This window comes from Chitinophaga sp. (assembly GCF_036569125.1).
Taxonomy (GTDB): domain Bacteria; phylum Bacteroidota; class Bacteroidia; order Chitinophagales; family Chitinophagaceae; genus Chitinophaga.
The window spans coordinates 1-26,371 of the sequence record NZ_DATCRF010000457.1; the positions used below are offsets into that span (position 1 = coordinate 1).

Below are 26,371 nucleotides of genomic sequence, written 5' to 3' on the forward strand. Positions count from 1 at the left end.
GGCCAGGTCCCACTTTTGCAGCTCACTTACCGGAATGCTTAATTCCACGGTTTGCTGCCCGCCCTTGTTTACCGTTACGCGTTTAAAGCCTTTCAGCTCTTTCAGCGGCATGCGGTCCATTTGCGGGTACTGTATGTAAGCCTGCAGCACATCATCGGCATCATAGTTACCGGTGTTCTGCACATTTACGGTAAAGCGGATGGTATCTTTTAACGCATATGTATTCTTAGGCGCCTGTGCCCATGCATAGCTGAAGGTAGTGTAGCTTAATCCAAACCCGAAAGGATACTGTACTTCCCCGCTGAAATAGCGGTAGGTACGGCCTTTGAGGCTGTAGTCCTTATAATCCGGCAGGTCGTTTAAGGAGCGGTAGAATGTTACCGGTAAGTGACCGGAAGGCGATACGTTGCCAAACACAAGGTCCGCCAGCGCTGCACCACCCTGCTCACCGGGATACCAGGCCAGGATAATGGCATCGGCATAAGGCTCAATGGCGGCTATATCAACTGCGCTGCCGGCTGTTACCACGGCAATAATGGGTTTCTTATGTGCGGCACGCAGCTTTTTCATAAACGCCAGCTGGGATGCAGGCAGGCTAAGGGTAGCTTTATCGCCGCCGGAAGCAGAAAGGAATGCATCGCCCTCCTCGCCTTCCAGCACCGGTGTTAAGCCTATTACGGCAATGCTTACATCGCTGTTCTCTGCTGCCCATATGCCGCCAAAATGTACGGTATCTTTATAATCACAGCCAAGATCATACTGTACAGCGGTGGCAGGACCAGCGGCTGCTGCAATACCCTCTGCAAAGGTTACCAGGTTACCGTTAATGCCGTGGTAGTTGGCTACCAGCGCATCTGCTGCGGCTGCATTGGAGCCCAGCACCATAATGGAGCTGTATTTTTCTTTCTGCAGGGGCAGCACGCCGTTGTTCTTCAGCAATACCATGCCCTGTTCTGCGGTTTTACGCGCCAGCGCTACGTGGTAGGCATTGTGCACACTGTCTGCACCATAACGGTTATACGGAGCCAGGCCATTTTCATCAAACATACCCAGCTTCATTTGCGTGCGCAGGTTCTGGCTTAAAGCGCTGTCCACATCGGCTACGGTAAGCAATTTCTTTTCTACGGCTTCCTTTACATCTTGCTGCAAGATGGTGCCACATTCCATGCCTACTCTAGCTTTTACTGCTGCTACAGCTGTTTCCAGGCGGGAGGGAATAGCTTTATGGCGTGTGTAAATATCATCCAGCGCGCCGCAGTCTGTTACGGTTTGCCCGTTGAAGCCCCATTCATCGCGCAGGATGGTTTGCAGCAGCGTTTTACCGGTACAGCAAGGCTCCCCGTTCACGCGGTTATAGGCGCACATGATAGAGGCCACATGTGCATCTACCAGGTGTTTAAAGGCGTATAAATAAGTTTCGCGCAGGTCTTTTTCATCTATCTGTACATTAAAGGTATGACGGTCTGCTTCCGGTCCGCTGTGCACGGCAAAGTGTTTGGCGCAGGCGGCGGTTTTCAGGTGCATGGGATCTGTACCCTGCAGGCCGGTGATAAATGAAGTGCCTATGCTGGCGGTGAGGAAAGGATCTTCACCGTAAGTTTCCTGGCCGCGGCCCCAGCGCGGATCACGGAACAGGTTAATGTTAGGCGTCCAGAAATCGAGGCCCATGTACCACAAGTGGCGGTCCATAGCTACCGACAGGTTGTATTTGGCGCGGGCTTCGGTAGAAATGGTGTTAGCCACTTCCTGCACCAGTGCCTGGTTAAAGGTGGCCGACATGCCAATGGCCTGCGGGTATACCGTAGCCTCGCCAGCCCTGGCAATGCCATGCAGCGCCTCGTTCCACCAGTTGTAAGAGGGAATTTGCAGGCGGTCAATGGCAGGACTGTTATAGCCTAACAGGGAGATCTTCTCATCCAGGGTAAGGGTTTGTAACAGGTCTTTTACACGCGCATCCACCGGCGCCTGGGCATTCCGGAATACGGGCTGCTGTGCATACAGGCTGCCTGCTATTAATGCAAGTACAGTTGCCAGCTGGTAAATTTTTTTCAACATCAGATTAAGATTAGCTTAAGGTTCAATGTTCACAAATGGGGCTTAAAGAAACGGCATTTTCCCCTAAAATAATATTGTTATGCAGTAATTAACCCAGGCTGATAGCATTTTAATACAGAAAAATATATTTTAAAAGAACGAACATTCGTTTATCTTTGCTCCCGATATGCGCTTAAGAGATGAAAATAAGGAGACGCTGATCCGGGAGCAGGCCATTGCATTGATCGTGCAGGAAGGCTTTGACGGGTTAAGCATGCAAAAGCTGGCAAAGGCGGCCAATTTATCGGCCTCCACCATTTACATTTATTTCAAAAGCCGGGAGGACCTTCTGAACCAGGTATACCTTGCGGTGGATGAGATCTTTGCAAAAGAGGTGCTGAAGAACTTTGACCCTGCTATGTCTTTTGAGGAAGGCTTGTGGCAGCAGTGGAAGAACCGGTATAAATATGTACAAAAGTACCCGCTGCACTACCATTTCTCTGAACAGTTCCGCAACTCGCCGCTGATCAAACACCAGGATATTAAGGAAAGCCCTTTCAGGATGGCCATGCAGCAGTTCACCAAAAATGCCATTCAACGTAAAGAGATCGTGGACCTGCCGCCGGAAATATTATGGGCCCTGGCCTACGGCCCGTTTTACATACTTATTAAATTTCACCTGGACCAGAGCAGCATGAGCGGTAAACCATTTTCCCTGAGCGAGCAAAAAATGAAACAGGCTTTTCAGCTGGTGGTTAAAGCGCTGAGAGCGTAAAAGCGGAAAGCAGAAAGCGGAAAGCAGAAAGCGGAAAGCAAAAAGCAGAAAGCTGAAGCCTTTTTGTTCAGGGCCTTATGTTATTATAGTGCAACAGCGCATAACACGTTAAGCGCTTAGCGTTTAGCCTTAAGCATTTATATACACACTAAAACATTACTGATGAAACTCAATCATGCCAACCTGCCGGTGGCAGATGTACCTGCGGTAAAGGACTTCTTTACCACCCATTTTGATTTTGCCGCATTACCCATGCAGGGCGGCGGCGATAAATTTGCCGTGCTGGAAGGTGAAGACGGCTTTATCCTGAACCTGATGCAAGCCAAGGAAGCCCATATTACCGGTACGGAAAGCGGTTATCCTAAAAACTTCCACATCGGCTTTTTCGTAGATACCCCGGAGCTGGTGCGCGAAAAACATGCAGCCATTACGGCAGCCGGTTTTACCGCTAATGAGGTGGAGGAATTAAAACGGGGCGGGTTCAGCTCTGTTACCTTTTATTGCTATGCGCCGGGGGGAATATTGGTGGAAGTGAGCAGCTCAAATTAACCTTCATGCGCTTTTACCCTTAATAGTATGCGCTTTTAATAGGGATGTTATGCGCTTTTAATGGGAGTTGCGGTAGAATCCAGGTACACCCACCTGTAGAATTTGGCGCCAAATTATGCCATAAAATTGTATTTTCGCGTACCCTTCACAAGAGGTATATCCCTATACGTTGTATGAAAATTAAATTTACCCGCAAAGGGAGGTTAATCTCCCTTTTATTGTTGTTAATCTTTTCCACTCAGGCATACGCACAAACGTGTAATACCGTTTTCCAGCAAATTTATGGTGGCAATGGCAATGAGGAAGGCCATGCTGTTATTTATACCCCCGATCAGAATATGATCATAGCCGGTAAAAGCACCTCCGGCAGCGCAGGCGGTTACGATGGCCTGCTCATGAAGCTCAGCGATAAAGGCGACCTGTTATGGAACCATGTAATAGGCGGTGCAAAGGACGACGACCTGGTACGGGTAAAACAAACCGCTGATAACGGCTTTATTGCCATTGGCCAAACCCGCTCTGCAGGTAATGACAAAGGCGACATCTGGGTGATAAAAATAGATGCCGGCGGCATCGTAACCTGGAGCCGTTATTATCGCACCACCGCCACAGAAGGCGCGGCCGGTAAAGATATTATAGAACTTAGCACCGGCGGTTACGCAATGGTAGCTAATGTGAACGATAGTACTGCGCAGGGCGATGGATTAGTGGCCCGGCTGGATGCCGCTGGCGCACAATTATGGATGCGCCGTTTCGATAATGGTCAGGAAGATGGATTTTATGCCCTTACTGAAATGAACGGTGAGTTGATTGTGGGAGGGTACGCTACGGTTGATTTAAAAGATGCCCTGGTAATGAAGCTGGATGTAGTCAGTGGTGACGTAAAATGGGCGCAGCTATTTACCTGGCACGCAGCCTGGAACGAAGAGGTGGTAAGCATTAACCGCATGCCGGCTGGCGGTATAGCCTGGATAATGAAAGGGCATGACCCAACCGCATACAGCCAGGATGCATTTGAAATAGAAACCATTAAAATGGATGCTGCCGGCAAGTTATACGGCGGTACAAGAACCGGTGCATTCACCGGCGGCGCCAATGCCAGTATAAAACACCTGGTGGCACAACCAACAACCGATGGCGGGTACATATTTGTGTGTGACGATGTTACTCCCAACCAGGGGATGCCCACCCTGGGAAAACTTCATCAGAATGGAAGAAAGGAATGGATGCGCTCTTACCTCTTCACTTCAGGCCCGGGTAATTTTTATGGCGTAGCTGAAACTGGTACTAAAGGATATGTATGCACCGGCACGATACAGCGATTCACAACTTTTCTCAGCAACAAGATCTTTATTGTTAAAACTGATCCTGTAGGTATGAACGGAAGTTGTTCACCCTATGTATATGGTGGCAATGATGGCAATACAGATACACTGCCGGGCAATACCTTCAGCTGGAGCAGCAGCCTGGCGCTAACACCGGTAACTGGAATTTTTACACCACAGGTGAGCAGTACCCCTTTTACTTTGAGCACCATTTGCAAAAAGGATTATTGCGACCCCACACCACCGGTAAGTAACAGTGATGCCTGCACCACGGCTTTCTTTACGGAGCTGAAAGAAAAATTTAACGTTGATCAACTGGACCAGGTGCGCACCGTTGACGGAGATGTGGTAACAGTTGGCCAGCGTTATTATTACTGGACGCATCTGGCCCAGGTTATAAAACTGAAACCTGATGGTACGGTACGCTGGGCTAAACAGGTAAATCCGGCGCCTGGTTATATGTTCAATGGCCACACCTGGCTAAACAAAGTGATAACTACCAAAGACAACAATCTGCTGGTGGCAGGTTATGACTATGAAATCATTAATAACGGCGTTGCACAATATGGATTGATCACCAAAATGGACCTTAACGGAAATGTGCTTTGGGCCCGGAGAATAGCGCAGCTTTACGATACCCGCATAGTAGATGTTAAGCTCACGGAAGATGGAGGTTTCCTGATCATTGCCAACGGAGATTATGGAAATGGGGGTGCCCGCCCGCTAATAGTACGTACCGATGCAACCGGGAATGTAGTATGGCAAACAGAGTTAAATTACACAAATGTATTTTTCCGTACCCTTGCATATTCACCGGATGGAGTTTACGTAGGCCTGGATTTTTATCTGTATTGGAATGCCCATATTGAGATTTGTAAGCTCGATCCCAAAACTGGCAATCTGGTCTGGGTAAAACACTTTGCCAAAACAGACGAAACGCGTATCACCAACCTGGGTATAGAACGGATAAAAGACACATTGTTTATTGGCGTAGGCTTACAAAAGGAATCTACATTATTTAATTACACCTTTAATACGGCATTGCTGAAATTAAAGGAAAGCAACGGGCAGCAGCTGGGCGCGTTCAGGTTAAGCACGCCCAATATGGCTACCCCAACAGATATTGAGTACATTAACAGCGATCGGGCAGCATCCTTTTTTATTAAAACTGCCGATGACGCATTTGCCATTGCCAAGGAATGTATCACCAACAAGGATACCATCATACAGCTCACGAAATTTAGCAGCAATGGCCACATCGCCTGGTCGCGCAATTATCCAAATCTCAAAAGGCGCACGGTACGCAGTGTGAGGGCCGATGGAATGGGGATGTTGATAACCGGCATACTGGGTGGTATGAACGATATTAATGAGGAAAGCAGAAGTGGTTTTATAATGCGGGTGAATGAGAAAGGTGAGATAGAAGGAAGCACCACCGGCAACTGTGCCAATGTGCCCGCTACCGCCACTACCAGCTCTGTTACTTTCACCGAAGATGTGGCCCAAATAACCGGTAATGGCACATCCGCTTATGGTCCTGTAACTTCGTCGGGCAAGTCAATGGCGTTTGTCCCAAGTTTCACACTGGCTTACCCATCCTGTACCACACCATCGCTGTGTAATACACTCAGCGTTACAGGCGATACCAAATTCTGCGGCCTGGGGCAAACAGCAATTTATACGGCTACTAAGAACAGTGGCTGCGATATGCCCATTACCTGGCAGGTAGATACGGCCGCGGTAACCATTATGGAAACAACCGCCACAACACTCAAAGTGCAATTCAAAAAGTATGGGAATACCAGCATCACCGCGTTACTCGATGCCGGCTGTAAGATCATAAAGGGTACCGCCAGTATAGCCGTAAACAAGGCTGCCGGAGAACTTGATCTGGGGCCGGATACCGTGTTGTGCGCAGGTAGCACTTACCAGCTGGACGCTGACAAGGATTTCCAGGATTTTCTCTGGCAGGATGGCAGCACCAGCCAGACCTACAATGTAACCACCCCGGGCGTATACCGGGTAATGGTAACGGACATATGCAATAAAACAGCAGTTGATGAAGTAAGCATTACAGCTGCTCCTTTATATGCATTCAGTTTAGGGGCTGATATCGAAAAGTGTAAAGAAACAGCGGTTACATTAAACATACCCGCCGGTTTCACCAACTACACCTGGAATACCGATTTTGCAAAAACAGAACAAGATGGTAAGGTAACTCTTTCGCCCGACCGGGATACTACGTACATTTTAACTGCCGAAAAGGGCACTGGCTGCGCATATAAAGATACTTTGCAGGTGAAGATCTTAACGCCGGCCGCTATTGATTTGGGCGCCGATAAGGCCATTTGCGAAAACGATTCCCTGCAGTTAACCGTTGCCGGTGCGTTTACGAATGTACGTTGGGGCACCGGCGAAACCGGTCCATCGGTATTTGTAAAAACACCCGGCCTTTACGCGGTAAGCGCTATAGATGCGCAGCAGTGTATAAGCGCCGATACCATGGAACTGTTATCACCACTGCCTTTACCTGTGGTTAGCTTAGTCCGTGATCCGGTAATATGTGTGAACGCCATCCGCATGTTAAATGCAGGTAATGCAGGTACCGCTTATCTATGGAGCACCGGTGAAACTACCAGCAGCATTTCCGTAAATGAACCTGGCAACTGGTGGGTAAGAGTTACCGGTAACAATGGCTGTGTGGCCACCGATACTGCTTCCATAAAGGAACTGGCGCCACTGCCACATGATTTTCTGCCGCTGGATACGCCAGTATGTAAAATGGGCACACTGGAATTATTCCCCGCTGAAACGTACAACACCTATAATTGGAGCACCGGCGCCAATACCCGACAGCTAACCGTAAGCATGCCCGGTACTTACTGGCTGGAGGTAACGGACAAAAACGGCTGCACTGGCAGGGACACCGTACAGGTAGCGCAAAAAGAATGTTTAAAGGGCCTGTACATGCCTACGGTTTTTTCACCGAATGGCGATGGAGTGAATGACCTGTTACGCCCGGTGCTGATGGGTAAAGTGGTGAAATACAAGTTCTCGGTATACAATCGTTGGGGCAGTGCTGTATTTGAATCATCGGAACTGCAACAGGGTTGGGATGGTAACTTAAGAGGCCATATGGCGCCTACTGGCGGTTATGTGTGGATATGCACTTATCAGCTGCAGGGCGAAACACAACAGGTAGGTAAAGGCGCGGTGTTGCTAATCCGGTAACTATTCCTTCAAGTCACCATCGCCTGATCTGTAGTTGTTTTTTTTTATAAGACCTTGGCTTCCGTTCCTAAAAGAGAACGGGAATTTCCAAGATCAACTTGAAAATTCCCGTTCAGTGTTTGGGATGACTGTAGTTTATTTATGTGTGCCACACCTTTGAGGTGTGGCACACGGTTAATGATAACCCGGGTTCTGTTTTAATGTTGCGGCGCCATTCTTCAGGCTCAGATCTATCTGGCGCTGCGGAATGGGGAAATACTCATTTACATTTTTGGTGAAATGCGCGCCTCTTACATCTGTGGTAATGGCGCCTTCAAAGGCAAAGTAGGCGTTAATAGCCACATCTGCCTGGCCCCAGCGCACCAGGTCAAAAAAGCGGTGGCCTTCCATGGCCAGCTCCAGCTTGCGCTCAAAGTAAACGGCCTTTAAGGCATAAGCCTGCCCTTTTGAGGCAAAGGTACCTGCGGGGTAAGGCTTTACGCTGTAATTGGCTGCGGGCGTGGTGGAGAAGCCGCCCATTGGCTTATTGTTATCCTTATACTTATACACCCAGCCGGCTGGTATAGCGGCACGGTTACGCACCATGTTCACATACGCTTCTGCTTTGGCAAAGTTGGATAATTGCGCTTCACATTCGGCAGCCATCAGCAACACATCTGCATAACGGATCAGGTTATAGTTAATGGCATTACCGGGGGCCCAGCTGCGGGGATCATAATAATCATCCTGCGTGGCCTGCCAGTACACATTCTTTTTGGCGGAGTATACGCCGGCATCCACAGGATCGCGGGCCCAGGCTGCGCCGGGATGCACGCCCCAGTCCAGGTAAGGTATGCCCTGGCGGCCTACTGTCCAGTCAAGGCGGGGATCTACCGTTTCTGTATTGGCGTTATGCTGGTTATAGGCATCCAGGTAAGGCAAGCCGCCGGCATCTGTAATGTAGGAGTTCACCAGGTCTTGCGAAGGCTGGTAAAAACCGCAGCAGCTGAAAGGCCCGTTGTAGGGGTAGTTCAGCATCTCGCCCTGGTTGGCATTGGCGGTGGTGCCGGAACCGTCGTTCGCATCGTACTGGATGGCAAAAACAGATTCGGAATTGTTTTCCGTTGCTGCGTCGAAGTTATCCTCGAACTTATTTACCAGCGCATAACGTTCTCCTTTGGAGGTGATGCCCTGTGCAATGATCTGGTCGAACAGGGTTTTGGCGTCTGTAAACTTATGCTGGTACAGCAGGGTTTTGGCCAGGTAAGCGGCGGCAGCCCATTTATTGGGGCGGCCTACTTCTTCCTGCGTTTCGTGCAGGTTATCCATGGCAAATTTGAAATCGGTCTGAATGTCGGGCCATATGTCCTGGTCATTGGGCATCTTAAAATCACTTTGCTTTTCATCTATCCAGGGCACCATGTTAAACATCTTCTTTAAGTCGGAATAATAGTGCGCGCGTAAAAAGCGGGCTTCTGCCTCCACCTCTGTTTTCTCATCCTCCGTCATATCTTTTACCCCGGGCAGTATGCGCAACACAGTATTACAGCGGGTTACGCCTTCATAATCCACCCGCCATTTATCATTAAAAAAGCTGTTGCTGGCATCTCCCTTAAAAGAGGCAATGGCCATGGTGGCCGGGGAATCAAAGGGGTCGCTGCCTTTATGCGCATCGCCCCCGCACACGCTGCCATAGATCCAGTTATCCGGCGATACGGCATAACCGCTGCCGCCGGAAAGGTTCACCATATCTCCATCTTTATAATCCTGCCCGTCCAGCGCACCATAGGCGCCAATGAGCAGGGTGTTCACGCCCTTTTTAGTGGTAAGGGCATTTTCATCCAGGGCCGACAGCGGCGCACGGTCCAGGAAGCTTTTGCTGCAGGACTGTGACAGCAAGGCGGCTGCCAGCAGGGATATACTACCTATTAAACGTATGTTTTGCATCACTTACTTTTTAATGGTTTTAGAAAGAGAGATTTACACCTACCAGGAACTCGCGCTGACTGGGATAGGCGCCTTCGTCAATACCAAAATCCGTTACACCGGAGCCACCAATTTCAGGATCAATGCCTTTGTATTTGGTGATGGTGAACAGGTTGGCGGCCTGTATGTATACCCGCAACCGATCCACATGCACGCGGTTCAGCAAACCGGCCGGCAGCGTGTATCCCAATTGTATGTTCTTGGCGCGCAGGTAAGCGCCGTTATCCACGAAATAAGAGTTGGGTACATTGTTGGTGCTGAAAGAGCCGGCGTTTTCCTGGATGGGCGCTTTGGCGTTCTTATGATCCGGGCGCCAGGAATCGTACAGGGCAGTTTTGCTTTTTGCTCCGTCAAAGGAGGAGTAGAAGTCTGTCCACCATTTTACATTGTTCCAGATCTGGTTGCCCTGCACGCCGTACAGGAAAATGCTGAAATCAAATCCCCTGTATTTGAGGCCCAGGTTAATGCCGTAGGATACATCCGGGTTAGGATCGCCCAGGAAGGTGCGGTCATCTGCGGTGATCTGTCCATCATGGTTGATGTCGGCATACCGGAAGCGGCCCAAACTGGCATCTGTCTGGTAAGTGGCGTTGGGATCGCCGGTGGCTTTCTGCGCTTCTGCATTGGCTGCAGCTATCTCGCTATCATCATTCCAGAAACCTGTTACCTTATATCCGAAGAAAGAGGAAACCGGGTGGCCGGCAGCGTTGCGGATGATGGTGCTGCCATCAAAACGGCGGCCATCCTCATCAAAATAGTTAATGCCTTCTGCTATTTTCCTGATCTTATTCTTATAGGTGGTAAAGGTGATGGTTGCATCCAGCTGCAGCTCTTTGGTAATGTTGGTGTGGGTGCCTATGGTAATATCTATTCCGTGGTTCGACATATTGGCTACGTTGGCATATGGCTGCTGCGCTACGCCATTGGTGCCGGGCAGCTCTGGATTATACAACAGGTCTTTGATGTTCTTCTGGTAATAATCTGCAGATAATTCCAGCTTACCGCCGAACAGGCTGGCGTCTATACCTATGTTGGTATTAATATCACTTTCCCATTTGGCATAGGGGTTACCGATCTGGTACGGCTGAAAGCCCTGCAAAATGCTATTGTTAGAGCCGGTAAGATCGTAATAGGATGAATTTTTATTGCCGTTGAATAACGTATATGCGTTGTAGGGAGACAGGTTAAACTGGTTGCCCATTACGCCCCAGCCGCCGCGGATCTTCAGATCGGTGAGCCAGGTAAGTCCTTTCATAAACTGCTCCTGTGAAATGCGCCAGCCTGCGCTTACGGCCGGGAACCAGCCATAACGGTTGTAAAGCAGCTTGGACGATCCATCGCGGCGCAGCGTAGCGCCTAACAGGTATTTATCGCGGTAGCTGTAATCCAGGCGGCCAATGAGCGATACCAGCGCATTGGAGAAACGGGTATTGGCGGCTGTTTGCCCGCCGCCGCCGGTGGAGTTATCTACAAAGTTGGGATCAAACGTAAAGAAATCCTGCGTGGTGCCGTTCAATGTTCTGCCGCGTTCATCATAGGCCTCCGTACCTACCAGCACTTTCAGATCATGCGCGCCGGCAAAGGTGTGCTGAAAGGCCAGGGTGTTGGTCCAGGTCCAGTTATGCCCGTTGCCTGAATTTTCACTGTAAGAGTTCAGGGAAGCATTTTCCCTGTTCTCATACTGCGGATAGGTGAAGGTATGATCCCAGCTGGAATACACCTCGCCGCCAAAACTGGTGCGTACGGTGAAGTATTTGAACAGATCCACCTCTGCATACACATTACCGAACACGCGGTTGCTTTGCCCTTTATTGGTGCGGGTGCGGTACTGCTGCGCCACGGGGTTAGCCGCACCGCCCAAACCCAGGCCATAGGAGCCTGCAAAGTTGCCCATAATATCATACACGGGTATAATGGGCTGCTGGCGGTAGCTCATGGATACGGCGTTTTCACTGGTCAATGATTCTATGCTGGGATTATCTGTAACAGATACGGATATATTTTCCCCTACCCTTACATGATCTGTAATATTGAACTGGCTGTTGGAGCGCAGGGTATAACGCTTCAGGTAGGTGTTCATTAAGGTGCCTTCCTGGTTAAAATAGTTGAGCGAGAACAGGTAGTTACCACGGTCGCCGCCGCCGCTTACAGACAGGTTATGGCTGGTAATGGGCGCGGGTTTAAAAACTTCGTGATACCAGTCCGTACCGGCTTTGTTGGCTTTGGTGATGCGGTAAAAATTGTTGAAATCGTCCTGGTCTGTATAATTAGGATTCACATAATACAGCGAAGGATCCGTACGGGGATCGCCTTCTTTGAGCCCTACGGGCAGCAGGTAATCCGGCAGCACCGGTGTGGGGCCACTGCCATACAGCGTATCCGAGGGGTTGGCAATGCCGGAGTTCTTATATGCCATCCAGCGCAGGTTAGCCATTTCCTGCGGGTTCAGCGCGTGCCATACGTTACCACCTTTAGGATACTGGCGGCCGTAATATGCATCGTACTGCACTTTTACTTTACCGCTGCCTCTTTTAGTGGTGATGATGATAACGCCATTGGATGCACGGGAGCCGTAAATAGAGGCTGCGCCGGCATCTTTTAACACCTGCATGGTGGCTACATCATTCGGGTTCAGGTCACTGATGTTCTGCGTGGGCACGCCATCTACCACATATAACGGCGTGTTATTGCCAAAGGTGTTCACCCCGCGGATACGTACCATGGGTGCGGCGCCGGGCTGCCCGGAACCGATCACTGTTACGCCGGAGGCCTGGCCCTGCAGCTGATTCTCGACCTGCGCGGTGGGCTGCTTGTTCATGTCGGCCACCTTAACGATGGTAACAGCGCCGGTAAGATCCTTCTTTCGTTGAGAGGTATAACCGGTTACCACCACCTCATTGAGTGAGCTGGTATTTTCCTGCAGGGTTACATCCAGCGCTGACTGGCTGCCTACGGGTATTTCCCGGCTTTCATAACCTACGTAGGATACTTCCAGCACCTCGCTGCCGCTGCCGTCAATATTCAGGGTGTAGTTACCTTCAGCATCGGTAAGCGCACCGTTTCGTGTGCCCTTTACCTTTATAGTTACCCCGGGTAAGGGCGCTCCTTTTTTATCCGTTACCCTGCCATGAATGGGGCGCTGCTGTTGTTGCAGCACAGGCGCAGCGGGTATTTCCAGCTGCTCTGCTTTCTTTTCCGTGACCAGGTAAAAGCGGTCGCGCACTTTTTCAAACGACAGGTTAAAAGGGCTGAGCGCTTTTTGCAGGATCTCTTCCGGCTAGTGGTACAGGGTAAGGTCCAGCTTTACCTTACGGCTTTTTACCAGCTCGCTTTTATAGGCGATGGAAATGCCGAAGCGGTTTTCTGTTTGCCGGAATACATTTTTAAGGGTAAGCTCCTCCAGCTGGTAAGCTGCTTCCCTTGGAGTGCCTGCCGGACCTGCAGCAACGGCTGTCAGATCCTGCGCGTAAAGTGCAGGGCATAGCCATGCGAGCGCCAATATGTGCATTGGCAGCACACGTAAACATTTTTGCATGTGTACTTTTTTTTGTGTGTTAGTGACCCCGGTTACTTCCCTTCCGTATATAGATATACTCTTCCTTTTGGTTGAATTTTACGTTGAATACTTTTGCGAATTGTGTCATCATGGTATCCGCGTTATAGATCACTGGCATAGAGCCGGATACCTGGTAGCGCAGCAGCTGTGAATCCGCCATGATCAGGCGTTTGCCGAATACCTGCTGCATAAAGGCTGCGGCATCTGATAAGGTATAATTTTCCATTTCTACGCGGCTGCTGGTCCAGGCCAGCAGGCGGCTTACCGGTGCATTACTTTTGGCATAGCTGCCATCCAGCTTATTATAGCTCAGCATTTCACCGGGCTGCAGGTACAGCTGCGTTTCCGGTGCATGGGCGGCTGGTACGTTCAGCTTCACCTGGCCCTGCTGCAGCACTACCATAATCTTATTTCCAAAGCTGTTAACATTGAACTGGGTGCCTAATACTTCTACTGATAGCTTGTCGTATGTATGTACTATGAAACGCTGGTTGTTATGCCTTACATGGAAATAAGCTTCTCCGTCCAGCCATACTTCCCGCTGATCTGCTTTTCCTGTATACAGCAGGCGTGAGCCGGCATTCAGCACTACCAGCGAGCTATCCGGCAGCCAGGCGCGTTTTACTTCTCCCAAATGCGTATATACACTATACGTTACCGGCTTAAAAGACCGTTGCTGTATCAGCCATAATGACGTAGCGGCTATTAATATAATTGCGGCGGCATATTTCCAGTTGGCCCACCAGTGTTTTCTTGCGGTTGGCAGCTCTTCTTCCCCTGTTTGATGTTCCCAGATATTATCCCATAGCCGGCCTTTTTCCTGTTCTGTAAGCGTGTATTCCTTAAACCGGATGCTGCGTACCAGGGTGATGGCAGCTTCAATCGTAGCGCGCTTTTCCGGGTGCCCGCGCAGCCATGTTTCCCAGTAATAAGTATTTTTCACATCGGGATGCAGCACCCATTGCTGAAAGTCCTCATCCAGGATAAAGTCTCTGGTAGTATATAAGTGATAGGCTTTTTCCGTCAAAGGGTGTTGTTTTTATTAAAGAGACGCCGAGGAAGGAAATCTCATCAGTTTTGGGGAAGATTTTTGAAAGTTTTTTTGGTGAGGATATCCTGTGCCTTTATTGGTTTATTTAGTTGTAGGAGATGCTTGGGTGCGTGCAAGTGTTGGGCCTTACATGCTTGCAGGTCCAAACACGGACTGCGCCCGCCTGTTTGGAGGGCTATGGGGCGTTGGGGGGCATTTAGGGTTTGGTGAGGTGATGGGGCGTTATCAAGCCGGTGGCGGCGGGCAAGGTCCTTTGTTTGGAACCTGCAAGCAATGCGGGAGTGCGCTGAGGAAGTTGTGGAAGTAACGCGCTTTTATTAGCCTTTTGGCCTGGATATGAATTACATGTATCTTGCGGACGACCCTAAATCATTCGGGAATGAATCTCGCTAAGTATGATTATAATACTGATCCAACATATACAAGTTTTACTTTTCAGAGTGTTGGCCCAAAAGGAACTATCGAAAAAGTTGTTAACTATCAAACAATCCCTGACTTTGTACTGGCCGATGGCAGACCAGTTGTAAACCTGGGGTTTGGAGACTGGGATGCAGAAAACAAGAAAGTGGATGATTCAACTATTTCAAATAATAATGACAGAGATAAAGTGTTGGCAACTGTTGCAGCAACTGTTTTAGAATTTACAGACCGGCATGGTAACCTTCCCATCTTTGCTCAAGGAAGTTCTGCTGTAAAAACAAGGCTTTATCAAATGGGGATTAATGCAAACCGATCAGAAGTGGAAAGGTTATTTATTGTCTTAGGGTTATTAAATGGGAGTTGGCTGAAGTTTGACTCGGGTATCAATTTTGAGGCATTTTTAGTTATAAGGAAATAATGTTAATTTTGAGGTATAAAAATTGGGAGGTGATTATGCTTTTCGGATTTTTTAATAGAAAGAAAAGAAAGGAAAAAGTCCTTATAAAGGGAAATGTGAAGGTTTGTAAATCTATGAGGGATTATAGCAAAGAGGACTTTTTTGTTAAAAAGGTGGAAACAGCCAAAGAGATCCTGACTAAATCAGGGCTCCCTAATGAATCACTTTATTAATGATTTATAAATACTAAGTTTATTTCACATAAAAATATCCTTCAAAGCCTGAAGGATATTTTTTTTACAAATGGAATCTTTATCCCCCCTACTCCGTCCTCAAATTCTTCAACGGATTAGCTACAGCCGCCTTCACAGATTGATACGCAATAGTGCCACCCGCAATAATAAAAGATACTGCCAGCGCAGCCAGGAAAATAGCGGCGTTAATACCTATGTGATATGCAAAATTCTCCAGCCAGGCATGCATCATATAATAGGCCACCGGCGTGGCTACCAGGAAGGCAATGGCTATCAGCAGCATAAATTCTTTTGCAAAGAGGCCTACAATATTAAATATGGAGGCGCCCAATACTTTACGGATGCCCACTTCACGGGTGCGTTGTACGGCGGAAAAAGCCACCAGTCCATATAGTCCTAAACAGCCTATTAAAATAGCCAGGATAGAGAACAGCCGGAAGGCGGTGTACACCTTCTGCTCCTGCTTATAAAACCGGGCAATATGATCGTCAATAAATTCGTAGTCGAACAGGTCATCGGGGAAAAGGCCCGTCCATACTTTTTCAATGCGGGCAATGGTTTCCCGCATGTGCTGCGGCTGCAGCTTTACGCTGGCGCTGAAGAAACGGTCGGCGCGGTATAACAGGATGCAGGGCCTTCTCTTTTTATGCTTGGATTCACTCTGGAAGTCCTGCATAACGCCGGTAATGATAACCGGGTCGCCGGATGCAATGAAGCCCTTACCAATGGCATCCTGCGGATTTTGGATACCCAGCTTGTGCATGAGCGTTTCATTGATCACCAGCTGGTGAGTGGTATCCTTTTCATGTTGCTTAACGATCTTATTACCGGCCAGCATACGCAGGCCAAACATGTCGGTGTAATGTTCATCAATGAACTTGATCTCCGTTACATCATCTTTCGTAAGGCCTATCTCCGGTGCACGGAAAGGTGCAAAGCTGCTGTTGTATGAGGGCGCACCGGAAGAAAAGCTCATATCTTTTATACCGGGATCATTGGCCAGCTGCTGCGCTATTATCTGCTGTTTCGATTCGTCGGGCAGGTAGAAGGTGATCACGGCTTCCTTGTCAAAACCCAGGTCCTGGTTTTTGAAGTAATCCATTTGCCGGGCTACTATTAAAGTGCCTACGATCAGGATCTGTGAGGCGGCAAACTGCACAAACACTAAGCTCTTACGCAAAGTTAATCCGCGGAAGTTGTTGCCCGTACTGCTTTTCAAAGACAGTACCGGTTTAAAGGCCGATTGTATAAAAGCCGGGTATAAGCCTGCCAGCAGAACGATCAGCAGTCCTAATGCCAGCACTAAACCCAGTATTGCGGGCTGGAAGATCTGTGTATGATCCAGCTTAATATCCAGCCAGTTAACGGCCTGCGGCATAAACAGGTAAGCAATGATAATGCCCAGCAACAGGGAAATAGTGACCAGGAAAGCAGTTTCTCCCAGGAACTGGCGTATGAGCTGCGACCTGTTAGCACCCAGTACTTTGCGTACACCTACTTCCTTGGCGCGGCGTGTAGCCTGCGCCGTGGCCAGGTTAATAAAGTTGATGCAGGCGGTAATTATAATAAACAATGCCACGATAGCCAATGCCCAGTAAGTGCTGCGGGAAGTGGTGGGGCTAACGGTGTTATTCAGGTAACGCTGATCAAAGTGAATATCGCGCAGGGGCTGTAAAGGCAGGGTGGCTTCTTTTGCTATATCCGCGCCCCAGTTCTTTGTAATAAAGCCGGGCAGCTTTTTTTCCAGCTTTGCCACCGGGTAATGCTCCGGTAATACAATATAGGTATTGCCTCCCATAATGGCATAGAACTCGCGCATGGCGCTTCCTTTTTCAAGGTCTTTGCGGATGCTTTCAAAAGATACCAGGAACCCGAAAGGCAAATGCGTATTACCCGGTACGTCTTTAATTAAACCGGTTACCTTCAGGTTCAGCTGGTTATCCAGGTTCAGGAACTGCCCCATGGGGTCCTTGTCTCCAAAATATTTCCTGGCCACACTTTCTGTAAGCACAACGGTATTGGGTTCTGATAAAGCGGTGCGGGGATTGCCCTGCAGCCACTGGTAATCAAAAATGCCGGTGAACTGCCCGTCTGCAAACATGAAACCATCTGCAGCGAACCGCTGCTGTCCTATTTTTACCAGGCCATTGTTACGGTACCATACCTGCGATACATTTTCCAGCTCCGGAAAATCATTGCGTAATGCGGGCGCTATGGCCATGGACACACTGGGATTATAATCCAGCGCGTGCATGGTAACGCGGTAAGTGCGGTTGGCTTTGTGATGGAAGCTATCATACCCCAGCTCATTCCTCACGATCAAAAAGATGATAAGGCAGGAGGCCACGCTAATGGTAAGCCCAAATACATTCAACAAAACATAGCTGAGATTGCGTTGCATGATCCTTATAGCGGAGAGCAGATAACTTCTGAACATGAGAAAGCAGATTGATCGATGCTGGTTTTCCAATACAGTGCCAGTTCAATATTACATTGATAATCAATTATTCAGTATTAACAGGCTGTCCGGTTTTGACACAGGACCTGTGCGAATACGAACAGTGTTTAAGCGCTTTTATTTACCAGTAAAAGCAGCACGGGCAGGGCCAGTATTTCCTTTAGCAGCCCGATGGCTTTGGAGATAAGGTTATACACGGAATCTACCTTCATGCCCATCATATCGGCTACTTCCTGGTAAGAGAGGTTCTGGAAAAAGCGCAGGTAAATAGCTTCCCGCTGGCGGCGGGTTAAAGTGGCCAGGGCGCTGTGCAGCTGCTGCAGTTGTTCCTTATGGATCTCGTCCTGGATAATGTGATGCTCCCGGGGCGGAATGCATTCAAAGTCAAAGGGAATGGTATCGTCTGTTTTACGCCAGCGCCGGTCTTTTTGCAGGCTGCGTAACAGGTGGCGGCGAAATGCGGTGAGCAGGTAATAACGTATATGTACCACCGTTTCCGCCAGCTGCTGACGGCTATGCCACAGGTCCTGGAACAGCTCCTGCAGGCAGTCCTTTACCTTTTCCGCATCTCCGCAGAAATGCAGGCCATAACTATACAGGTCATCTACATAGGTGTGATAGATCAGGGCGAAAGCATCGCGGTTGCCCTCCCGGAACTGCTGCCACCATGCCGGCTGCGCAGGCGCCTGGTTCAAGGCCGCCACCGGTGGTACTATGGCTTCCTTCATAAGGATTTATTTTGGCTGAAAGCGTAAAACTCAAAGCAGAAAGCATAAAGCTGCCTGCCTTTTGCTTAAGCTGTTGGAAGATACAAAAAAAGGTGGAAAGCTTTATGCTTTCTGCCTTCCCCTTTCTGCCTGTTTAATGGCACGCGCCTTGCAGCACTTCTGATATGGAAAAGCATATCATAACTGTCGTACTGAACGATAAGCCTTATCAGTTATTTATTTCCATTGATCACCAGGAGGAAGAAGTTACCTATCGTGTAGAACCGGGTGCAGATGAAGGACAATTAGATAACATCATTCCGGAACGGCTGGAATTCAGGGCCAATGGACATATTAAATTTGATGACCGCTTAAAGACCGTTGAAAGCGAGCAGATCGCACGCCTCATCTGGCAGGAGATACTGGATAAATTGAATCCGTAACCTGCTTACATGTGTATGTTTGTTTGCTGCCAGCACTTTTTCCAAATGCTGTCAGCATTTCTTTTTTTTAATCCTTTCCTCCCCTTTTTGTTGCACGCATTGCGTAATATTACCCTCAAAATATTAAGACATGCAAATAGGATTTATTGGACTCGGCAATTTAGGTACTCCCATTGCGGAAAATTTACTGTCAACACACCAGCTGTATGTGTACAACCGCACCGCAGCCAAAGCGCAGCCCCTGGTAGATAAAGGCGCTATATTGTGTACATCTGTAAAAGAGCTGGCTACGATGTGCGATGTGGTATTCAGCATTGTGTCGGATGATGCGGCGCTCAAAAATATTACAGAAGGACCAGACGGCATTGCAGCTCACCTGATACGCGGCGGCGTGCACATTTCCATGAGCACTATTTTACCGGCTACAGCTACTGCGCTGGAAGCGCTACATCATCAGCACCACAACTATTATATTTCCTCACCTATACTGGGCCGGCCGGAAGCAGCCAGGGCCCGCAAGCTGAACATGCTGGTATCCGGCAACGCTGAAGAGGCCGACCGTATTAAACCCTTATTATCTGATGCCGGCGGCGCAGCCATATGGGAATTTGGGGAAGCGGTAACCGGCGCACCGGCAGCTAAACTGTGCAGCAATTACCTGATACTATCCAGCGTGGCGGCCATGGCAGAAGGTATTCAGCTGGCCAAACAAAGCGGCATTGATGCTGCCATGTGGATGAACATGCTTACACAAACTATTTTCGGCGCGCCGGTTTATATTAACTATAGCGCATCCTTATTAAAGGAAAATTATTTACCCGCAGGTTTTGGTTTAAAGCTGGCTTTGAAAGATGCTAACCTGGTATTACAACAATCGGCCGATACCGGGAGCAATATGCCGGTTGGCAAAACAGTGCAGGGGCTATTGGAGCAGGCTGTGGCTGCAGGATTTGGAGAGCATGATGTAACTGCAGTAGCGGAAGTGGTGAAGAGATAGTTGGCAGTGGGCAGTGGGCAGTCTGGTGAAAATAGTTCAATGAATACTGATAGCTTATTGAGCTTGTATTGGTAAATCTAATTATTCCCGGACTGCCAACTGCAAACTAACGACTGCCAACTATTTTCATCCCAATCCAGGACCATAAGGCTGGGGAGTGTCTGACCCCTGCTTTCTTATACCGTTCCAGATAGATTCCAGGATATGCCGTCCTTCCAGGGTAATAACCCGGGGAGAACATTGCACACCTTCCACGGTTTCAAAGATCACCAGGTTATCCGGAATATGGCCTTCAAAACGTTTGGACAGGTCGCCGTCCTGTAAGTAATACGCAGGTTTACCGTTGTATGTTTCCTGCTCCACATGCAGATCTTCCTCTTTACCGTTGAAGCTGATTATAATGGTTTGGGCAGCCATGAGACTTTTTTACATAACGGCCGCAAGTTTGGGGCCGGTTTTTAGTTAGCAGTTGGCTTTTAGCTCTTAGCAGTTAGCAGTTCATTTTTACCGGGCTATACCCATCAGACTGCCAACAGCTAATAGCTAACAGCCAAGAGCTAAGAGCTAAGAGCCAACTAGTACCTCACTTCCACCTTCACACCTTCGCTTTTGTTCTCAAACTTCAGCAGGCAGGTATGGGTAGCGGCGTCCCACTCCACAGGCAGGGTTTGGGCCGTGCCACCGGGCGGCGCTATGGTGGCCTGTTTAGGTGCTGCCGGTAATAAAATGCGCATTACATTCTGTGTATTGGACGGACTGCGGGCAATAAAGGAATAGCTGCGGCCGGTCATATTCTCCTCATACACCCGGGCGGCGCCGCATAACACCTGCGGACGTTTGGTATCTTTTACGCGGCTTACATGGTACAGGTAAGCCTGCTCGCCGGGGCGCACTACTTTCTCCGCCAGCACCGGCAATGCAGGATCAAAAAGATCGATCACCGGGCCTTTGATGTGCAGCGGTTCTGCACTCACACTTTCGTCCATTACAGAAGCTATATCGTAAGGGCCCCTTTCCAGGTAAAAATAATTTTTGACAGCCAGCGGGCCGGCTTTGGCATGCTGCTCATAGGCCTGCCTGATCAGCTGCATAAAGTGGCCATCCTGCCCGGGTTCCAGCACCAGCTCTTTAGGATCCTGGCGTATAATGAACACTTTGCCTTTGCCGGCGGTATAGCTTTCCGTACCGGTTGTGGCTTGTATGCCCAGCTGCTTGAACAGATCTTCCGAAGGCGCCGCATAATGCAGGCCATTGGTATTCCACCATTCCTTTACCTGCTGAAAAGGGTCTTTATCGCGGCCATAATATACCAGCACGCCGCCTCTTTTAACCCAGGCAGCCAGGTATTTGTGCACGGAATCCGACATGGGTTTCATGTTGGCATAGCTCATTACCAATACCTTGATATCTTTTAACGTACCGGGATAGGCCAGGTTTTCCATGTGCACCGTTTCCACCGGAATACCTTTTTTCAAAAGCGGTAATGCCATCCCGTAAAAGTTCGATAGCTGCGGATCCTCATAACCCGCATGTGTAGGAAAGCGCTGGAACATCAGCGAATTACCCAGCAGCACACCTATACCCCTGCTGCCGCTTACATGGTTGGTGGATGCGGGCAGATCGTTCAAAGAATTTACCATTACCTGCATCTGGGTAGCATAGGCAGGCGCAATAGGCTGCGGCCCGCTCTCCCCTTCTACCTTAAACTTACCAAGGTAAATACGGTTGGGCCAGGGCATTACTTCAAAATGATCTACCGTGGGGTACATGATCTCTGCCGTAAAGGTGGCCTGGTAGTTCTGTTTGTAATAATCCCAGGTTCGGCGCGCATCTTCAATAGGATCGGTCAGGAAATACATTTGCCGGCCGGTGGGCGCGGTCATGGATAACATGGCGCCGTATTCCAGGAAAGCGTTCTCAAACACCCGCTCTTTTTTTACGCCATTATAATACACCGGCTCCCGCGAGGTGCCGGTCCATACCTGGGCTATATAACCATCCATGCCGGGTAAGGCCGCCAGGCTGGCTTCGGGGCTTACGATCTGCCAGGAGGCGTAGTTGATAAGCGAATGCGTGGGCACAAAACATTTCACTGTTTTACCCTGGCCGGCCCCGTAGGACTTAGCATAGGCAAAGATCTCTTTCAACGCATTAAAATACAGGTGATATTTGAGCTTGGATGATAAGTACGTGGCTTCCGGCGATTCATGCTGCGCCATCCAGGGAAAACCATAATACTGCTGCCATTCTTTTTTAAAGGCATTGCCATAACCACCACGGGCCCAGAACTCAGGCTCCTCCAGGTAAATGGTGGTAATGCCGGCATCCACCACCTTTTTAATGATGGATTTCATATAGTTCAGGTAGTTGGCAGAAGGTACTACATAAGGTACGTTATGCCCGTGCCAGATGGTATCTCCGTTGCGCTGCACCTGCCCATCTTCCCAATGGGTTTTACCATCAAACTGCCCCATGAAATAATCCTGGTAATTGCCCCAGGCCACGCCGGTCATAAACTGCACGTTATAACCCTGCTGCCGCCAGCCTGCTACCCTTTCGTTAAAATCGCCGCTCATGCCATACACCATTACAATGTCGGAGCGTACGTCGTATGCTGCGCGCCAGGGTTCGGAGATCTGGAAGGATGTTTTTTCTTTGAGCTGCTGGGCCTGTGCGCCCAGCGTAATACAGCTGATAGCCAGCAATAAGCATTTCCGGAAGATAAGCACGGTACTCGTTTTAAAGATGACGGGTTATGAGCCGCCAATATACAAAATACTCTCGCTTGTCTACAAAAACCACCGTCTCATCTACTACTTTAGCGGCGGGTACATCCTACCGATAAATTTGTTAACTTATTCTGTTGAAATGAGGAGCACCAATACTATATATGGTATTATAACCCTGCATGTGCTGATCTGGGGGGCGCTAATGGCGCTGCCACATTTACTCACCGCAGGTACCCAGCCCCCGCCGGGCGCTTTGCCGGGTAGTTTCTGGTTCATAAGCACATTGCTGCACATCTGCGCTTTTTACCTCAATGCTTATTTCCTGTATCCCCGCCTGATGAATAAACGGTACTGGTGGCTGTACATTCTGAGCCTGGTGGCGCTAATCATGGGGGTTAATTATGCCAAGACCGGGATCCTGGTTGTATTCTATTCCAACATCCCCATAACAGCATCCATCCGCGCTATGCTGTTCTTTTCCATAATGCTGTTTATGGTAGCCAGCATTATATACCGGCTGGTGGTGGATAAGGTACGGTATGAAAAGGCGCAGAAAGAAAGGCAGGCCGAACAGCTGGCCATGGAGCTGAAGTTCCTGCGCTCGCAGATAAGCCCTCACTTTTTGTTCAATGTGCTTACCAACCTGGTGTCGCTGGCCAGGAAAAAGTCGGACCTGATGGAGCCATCCCTCATTATGCTCTCGGAGCTGATGCGGTACATGCTCTATGATTCCGAAGGCAAAAAAGTGATGCTTGATAAAGAGATCGCTTACCTGAAAAGTTATATTGAGCTGCAGAAGCTGCGCTTTGGCAGCGATACCCAGATAGAGACCATCATTGAGCTGGAAGAAGGCGCCGGCCCTTACAGCATTGAACCTATGCTGCTGATCCCTTTTGTGGAAAATGCCTTTAAACACGGTATTGGCTGGATAGATGCTCCCTGGATCTATATTCGCCTGGTAGTGGCGGAGAACCGCCTTACGTTTACGGTGCGGAATAAATACAGCGGCGACAATGTAAGGGATAGTAAAGATGCTAATTCCGGCATAGGGCTGGCTAATGTAAGCTCGCGCCTGAAGCTCCTGTACCCGGAACAGCATATCTTAGCGGTACAAAAGGAAAATGATGTATTCTCCACCACCTTAACCCTGCAGTTAAAATGATGCAATGCCTGGCCATAGATGATGAAAAACTGGTGCTGGAGCTGCTGGAAGACAACATCCGGCAGGTACCTTTCCTGCAGCTGGTAAAAGCCTGCCGCAATGCGCTGGAAGCTACCACCATCCTGCAAAGCACGCCCATTGATCTCTTATTCCTGGATATACAGATGCCGGGGCTCAGCGGCCTGCAGCTGCTGCAAAGCTTACCACATCCGCCCATGACCATCCTTATTACTGCATATGAACAGTATGCGCTGGAAAGCTATAACCTGGATGTGGTGGATTACCTGCTGAAGCCCGTATCCTTTGAACGTTTTATGAAAGCCTGCAACAAGGCGCATGAGCGTTTTTTACGGCAGCCCCTTACGCCTGCTGCTGCGGAACCTGCGCCTGATCATTTTTTTGTGAACGTGGAATACACGCTGGTAAAGGTATTGATAGCGGATATCCTGTATGTGGAAGGATTGAAAGATTACATCAAGATCCATGTAGCCTCTTCCAAAAAACCGGTGATCACGCGTATGAGCATGAAAGCCATTGAAGAAAAGTTGCCCCCCGCGCAATTTATACGCACCCATAAATCCTTCATTATTGCAGCCCCTAAGATCACCGCCATTAAACGCGACCTGGTTTGTTTGGGAGAGCTGGAGCTGCCGCTGAGCGAGTTTTATAAAGGGAATCTGGATAAGGTGATTAATAGGTAGGTCCATGGTCGATGGTCCATAGTCCATAGCATTTTACACAAAAAAAGTATTTCGTTAAAAGCAAGTGCAGGTAGCCGCCTTTAACGCAATAACTACCTATTCGCACCAGGCCATGGACTATGGACCATCGACCATGGACTGCTCCCCCTGAGCTTTCAACGAAAGCAACTTTGAGCTTTCCAGGAAACCTACACCCCGTTTTATTGCTGATATTTGCATTGTAATTCAAGCAAGGCACTATGGAGCATGCGCAACTAACAAAGAACCTGCAAGGCATTGTATATTCAGAATATCCGGCGGTGAACCGGCAAGGCGAACAGTTTATGCCGGATCATTGCCTGAGTTACCTGATCTCCGGATCGGTAACGGTACTGGACGGGAATAATACCTGCACTTTCAATCCGGGGGATTATATGTACTGTCCCAAAAATTATCTGTCAAAATTCATTAAACATCCACCGGCAAATGGCAATTACCAATCTATTGCTATTATACTGGACCAGGATACCCTGCTGGATTTTTATAAAGAGCAGTCCTCTCCTGTTGCCGTTAACAAAGTAGAGAAAGCTGTATTAAAGCTGCCGCCCAATGTGCTGCTGGAAAATTACTTTCAGTCACTGCTGCCGTATTTTAAGCTGGACATGCCCGAACCGCTGATCTTACTGAAAAAGCGGGAAGCCATTTTGCTGCTGTTACAGGCGCAGCCGGCACTGGCCAACCTGCTGTTTGATTTTACCGCACCGGGTAAAATAGACCTGGAAGCTTTTATGAACCAGCATTTCCGGTATAATGTTGACATGAAAAGATTTGCCTACCTCACAGGCAGAAGCCTGGCCACCTTTAAGCGCGACTTTGAAAAGGTATTTCAGACAACGCCGAACCGCTGGCTGCAGCAAAAGCGGTTGCAGGAAGCCTATCAGCTGATCAAGGAGAAGGGAGAAAAGCCGTCGGATGTGTACCTGGATGTAGGGTTTGAAACCCTTTCGCACTTCTCTTATTCCTTTAAACAATTCTTTGGCGTAAACCCCTCGATGGTATAATTCAATTACGAATTTGTCAATTACGAAACGCGAAGCGTTCATGAACACCATTGAAAATAATCATGAGCGTGAATAATTACGAATGGACCGGAGCGGATCATTCGTGGCACTACACTATTCTTTAATCTTTTTAAAATTGAATCAAATGAAAACTATTTTCATTACTGGTACTTCCAGCGGTTTGGGTAAAGCGGCCGTTCAATTATTTGCCGCCCGCGGGTGGAAAGTGATTGCTACCATGCGCAGCCCTGAAAAAGAAACGGAACTTACACAGCTGGATAATGTACACTTACTGAAGCTGGATGTTGCCGATGCATCTCAAATAAATACCTGCGTACAACAGGCCCTGACATTAGGCCCGGTAGATGTGGTGGTGAACAATGCCGGCTATGGCCTGGTAGGCCCGCTGGAAAGTTATACAGATGAGCAGATCACTACCCTGCTGGATACTAACCTGCTGGGCGTAATAAGGATCATTAAAGCTTTTACCCCGCATTTCAGGGAAAAGAAAAGCGGCTTGTTCATCAACATCACCTCTATCGGCGGGTTGATAGCTGTGCCGTTCTCGCCCGTGTAC

19 protein-coding genes are annotated in these 26,371 nt (G+C 48.9%); 10 read left to right on the forward strand and 9 right to left on the reverse strand.

Annotation, left to right across the window (positions count from 1 at the left end; translation table 11 throughout):
* Positions 1–2,055 (reverse strand): glycoside hydrolase family 3 N-terminal domain-containing protein (locus VIM87_RS17125; protein WP_331998177.1); only part of this gene is annotated, 2,055 nt, incomplete at its 3' end.
* Positions 2,056–2,221: 166 nt separating this feature from the next.
* On the opposite strand from VIM87_RS17125, the gene VIM87_RS17130 reads away from it, so the two are divergent.
* The 3 genes from VIM87_RS17130 (at position 2,222) to VIM87_RS17140 (ending at position 7,914) form a co-directional block, all read left to right on the forward strand.
* Positions 2,222–2,809, forward strand: coding sequence for a helix-turn-helix domain-containing protein (locus tag VIM87_RS17130; protein WP_331998178.1), 588 nt, complete (start codon positions 2,222–2,224; stop codon positions 2,807–2,809).
* 162 nt (positions 2,810–2,971) lie between these two features.
* Positions 2,972–3,358, forward strand: coding sequence for a VOC family protein (locus tag VIM87_RS17135; protein WP_331998179.1), 387 nt, complete (start codon positions 2,972–2,974; stop codon positions 3,356–3,358).
* Between the two features lie 218 nt (positions 3,359–3,576).
* Positions 3,577–7,914, forward strand: coding sequence for a gliding motility-associated C-terminal domain-containing protein (locus VIM87_RS17140; RefSeq protein WP_331998180.1), 4,338 nt, complete (start codon positions 3,577–3,579; stop codon positions 7,912–7,914).
* 174 nt (positions 7,915–8,088) lie between these two features.
* On the opposite strand, the gene VIM87_RS17145 is transcribed toward VIM87_RS17140, so the two are convergent.
* Genes VIM87_RS17145 through VIM87_RS17160 form a run of 4 tightly spaced genes read right to left on the reverse strand, consistent with a single transcriptional unit; the run spans position 8,089 to position 14,462 of the window.
* Complete coding sequence (locus tag VIM87_RS17145) at positions 8,089–9,840, reverse strand: RagB/SusD family nutrient uptake outer membrane protein (RefSeq protein WP_331998181.1); 1,752 nt, start codon at positions 9,838–9,840, stop codon at positions 8,089–8,091.
* A gap of 19 nt (positions 9,841–9,859) precedes the next feature.
* A complete protein-coding gene (locus VIM87_RS17150) occupies positions 9,860–13,102 on the reverse strand; it encodes a TonB-dependent receptor (RefSeq protein ID WP_331998182.1) in 3,243 nt (1,080 codons plus the stop codon).
* A gap of 54 nt (positions 13,103–13,156) precedes the next feature.
* Positions 13,157–13,414, reverse strand: a complete 258-nt coding sequence (locus VIM87_RS17155; RefSeq protein WP_331998183.1) for a hypothetical protein — start codon at positions 13,412–13,414, stop codon at positions 13,157–13,159.
* 19 nt (positions 13,415–13,433) lie between these two features.
* A complete protein-coding gene (locus tag VIM87_RS17160) occupies positions 13,434–14,462 on the reverse strand; it encodes a FecR family protein (protein ID WP_331998184.1) in 1,029 nt (342 codons plus the stop codon).
* 403 nt (positions 14,463–14,865) lie between these two features.
* Here VIM87_RS17160 and VIM87_RS17165 point away from each other — a divergent pair, with 403 nt between their 5' ends.
* On the forward strand, positions 14,866–15,324 hold the full coding sequence (locus VIM87_RS17165) for a DUF6934 family protein (protein WP_331998185.1): 459 nt from the start codon (positions 14,866–14,868) through the stop codon (positions 15,322–15,324).
* Positions 15,325–15,624: 300 nt separating this feature from the next.
* Here the strand turns inward: VIM87_RS17165 and VIM87_RS17170 are convergent, their stop codons facing one another.
* Positions 15,625–17,994 carry an ABC transporter permease gene (locus VIM87_RS17170; protein ID WP_331998186.1) on the reverse strand — a complete coding sequence of 790 codons (2,370 nt, stop codon included), beginning with the start codon at positions 17,992–17,994 and terminating at the stop codon, positions 15,625–15,627.
* 128 nt (positions 17,995–18,122) lie between these two features.
* On the reverse strand, positions 18,123–18,743 hold the full coding sequence (locus VIM87_RS17175) for a sigma-70 family RNA polymerase sigma factor (protein ID WP_331998187.1): 621 nt from the start codon (positions 18,741–18,743) through the stop codon (positions 18,123–18,125).
* Positions 18,744–18,907: 164 nt separating this feature from the next.
* Here VIM87_RS17175 and VIM87_RS17180 point away from each other — a divergent pair, with 164 nt between their 5' ends.
* Together VIM87_RS17180 and VIM87_RS17185 are read left to right on the forward strand one after the other, a co-directional pair.
* Positions 18,908–19,165, forward strand: coding sequence for a hypothetical protein (locus VIM87_RS17180; RefSeq protein WP_331998188.1), 258 nt, complete (start codon positions 18,908–18,910; stop codon positions 19,163–19,165).
* A 130-nt stretch (positions 19,166–19,295) separates the two neighbouring features.
* Complete coding sequence (locus VIM87_RS17185; RefSeq protein ID WP_331998189.1) at positions 19,296–20,162, forward strand: NAD(P)-dependent oxidoreductase; 867 nt, start codon at positions 19,296–19,298, stop codon at positions 20,160–20,162.
* Positions 20,163–20,288: 126 nt separating this feature from the next.
* On the opposite strand, the gene VIM87_RS17190 is transcribed toward VIM87_RS17185, so the two are convergent.
* Both VIM87_RS17190 and VIM87_RS17195 read right to left on the reverse strand, forming a co-directional pair.
* Entirely contained in the window at positions 20,289–20,579 is a 291-nt protein-coding gene (locus VIM87_RS17190) for a hypothetical protein (protein WP_331998190.1), read from the reverse strand.
* Positions 20,580–20,737: 158 nt separating this feature from the next.
* Positions 20,738–22,891, reverse strand: a complete 2,154-nt coding sequence (locus VIM87_RS17195) for a hypothetical protein (RefSeq protein WP_331998191.1) — start codon at positions 22,889–22,891, stop codon at positions 20,738–20,740.
* Between the two features lie 139 nt (positions 22,892–23,030).
* Between VIM87_RS17195 and VIM87_RS17200 the strand changes: the two genes are divergently transcribed.
* From VIM87_RS17200 to VIM87_RS17215, 4 genes are all read left to right on the forward strand, one after another.
* Positions 23,031–24,053, forward strand: a complete 1,023-nt coding sequence (locus VIM87_RS17200; protein ID WP_331998192.1) for a sensor histidine kinase — start codon at positions 23,031–23,033, stop codon at positions 24,051–24,053.
* On the forward strand, positions 24,050–24,754 hold the full coding sequence (locus VIM87_RS17205) for a LytTR family DNA-binding domain-containing protein (RefSeq protein WP_331998193.1): 705 nt from the start codon (positions 24,050–24,052) through the stop codon (positions 24,752–24,754). The genes VIM87_RS17200 and VIM87_RS17205 overlap by 4 nt, the downstream gene beginning before the upstream one ends.
* A 239-nt stretch (positions 24,755–24,993) precedes the next feature.
* Positions 24,994–25,794 (forward strand): AraC family transcriptional regulator, encoded by an 801-nt coding sequence (locus tag VIM87_RS17210; RefSeq protein ID WP_331998194.1) that lies wholly within the window; start codon positions 24,994–24,996, stop codon positions 25,792–25,794.
* A 145-nt stretch (positions 25,795–25,939) separates the two neighbouring features.
* Positions 25,940–26,371, forward strand: a 432-nt coding sequence (locus VIM87_RS17215; protein ID WP_331998195.1) for an SDR family NAD(P)-dependent oxidoreductase, incomplete at its 3' end; no start/stop codon positions are given.

Bases quoted from the DNA above. Each gene is read 5' to 3' on its own strand.
- VIM87_RS17200 (WP_331998192.1), top strand. From the start codon at position 23,031: ATGAGGAGCACCAATACTATATATGGTATTATAACCCTGCATGTGCTG.
- VIM87_RS17185 (WP_331998189.1), top strand. From the start codon at position 19,296: ATGCAAATAGGATTTATTGGACTCGGCAATTTAGGTACTCCCATTGCG.
- VIM87_RS17165 (WP_331998185.1), top strand. From the start codon at position 14,866: ATGAATCTCGCTAAGTATGATTATAATACTGATCCAACATATACAAGT.
- VIM87_RS17155 (WP_331998183.1), bottom strand. From the start codon at position 13,414: ATGCAAAAATGTTTACGTGTGCTGCCAATGCACATATTGGCGCTCGCA.
- VIM87_RS17190 (WP_331998190.1), bottom strand. From the start codon at position 20,579: ATGGCTGCCCAAACCATTATAATCAGCTTCAACGGTAAAGAGGAAGAT.
- VIM87_RS17130 (WP_331998178.1), top strand. From the start codon at position 2,222: ATGCGCTTAAGAGATGAAAATAAGGAGACGCTGATCCGGGAGCAGGCC.
- VIM87_RS17205 (WP_331998193.1), top strand. From the start codon at position 24,050: ATGATGCAATGCCTGGCCATAGATGATGAAAAACTGGTGCTGGAGCTG.
- VIM87_RS17210 (WP_331998194.1), top strand. From the start codon at position 24,994: ATGGAGCATGCGCAACTAACAAAGAACCTGCAAGGCATTGTATATTCA.
- VIM87_RS17180 (WP_331998188.1), top strand. From the start codon at position 18,908: ATGGAAAAGCATATCATAACTGTCGTACTGAACGATAAGCCTTATCAG.
- VIM87_RS17145 (WP_331998181.1), bottom strand. From the start codon at position 9,840: ATGCAAAACATACGTTTAATAGGTAGTATATCCCTGCTGGCAGCCGCC.
- VIM87_RS17175 (WP_331998187.1), bottom strand. From the start codon at position 18,743: ATGAAGGAAGCCATAGTACCACCGGTGGCGGCCTTGAACCAGGCGCCT.
- VIM87_RS17170 (WP_331998186.1), bottom strand. From the start codon at position 17,994: ATGTTCAGAAGTTATCTGCTCTCCGCTATAAGGATCATGCAACGCAAT.
- VIM87_RS17135 (WP_331998179.1), top strand. From the start codon at position 2,972: ATGAAACTCAATCATGCCAACCTGCCGGTGGCAGATGTACCTGCGGTA.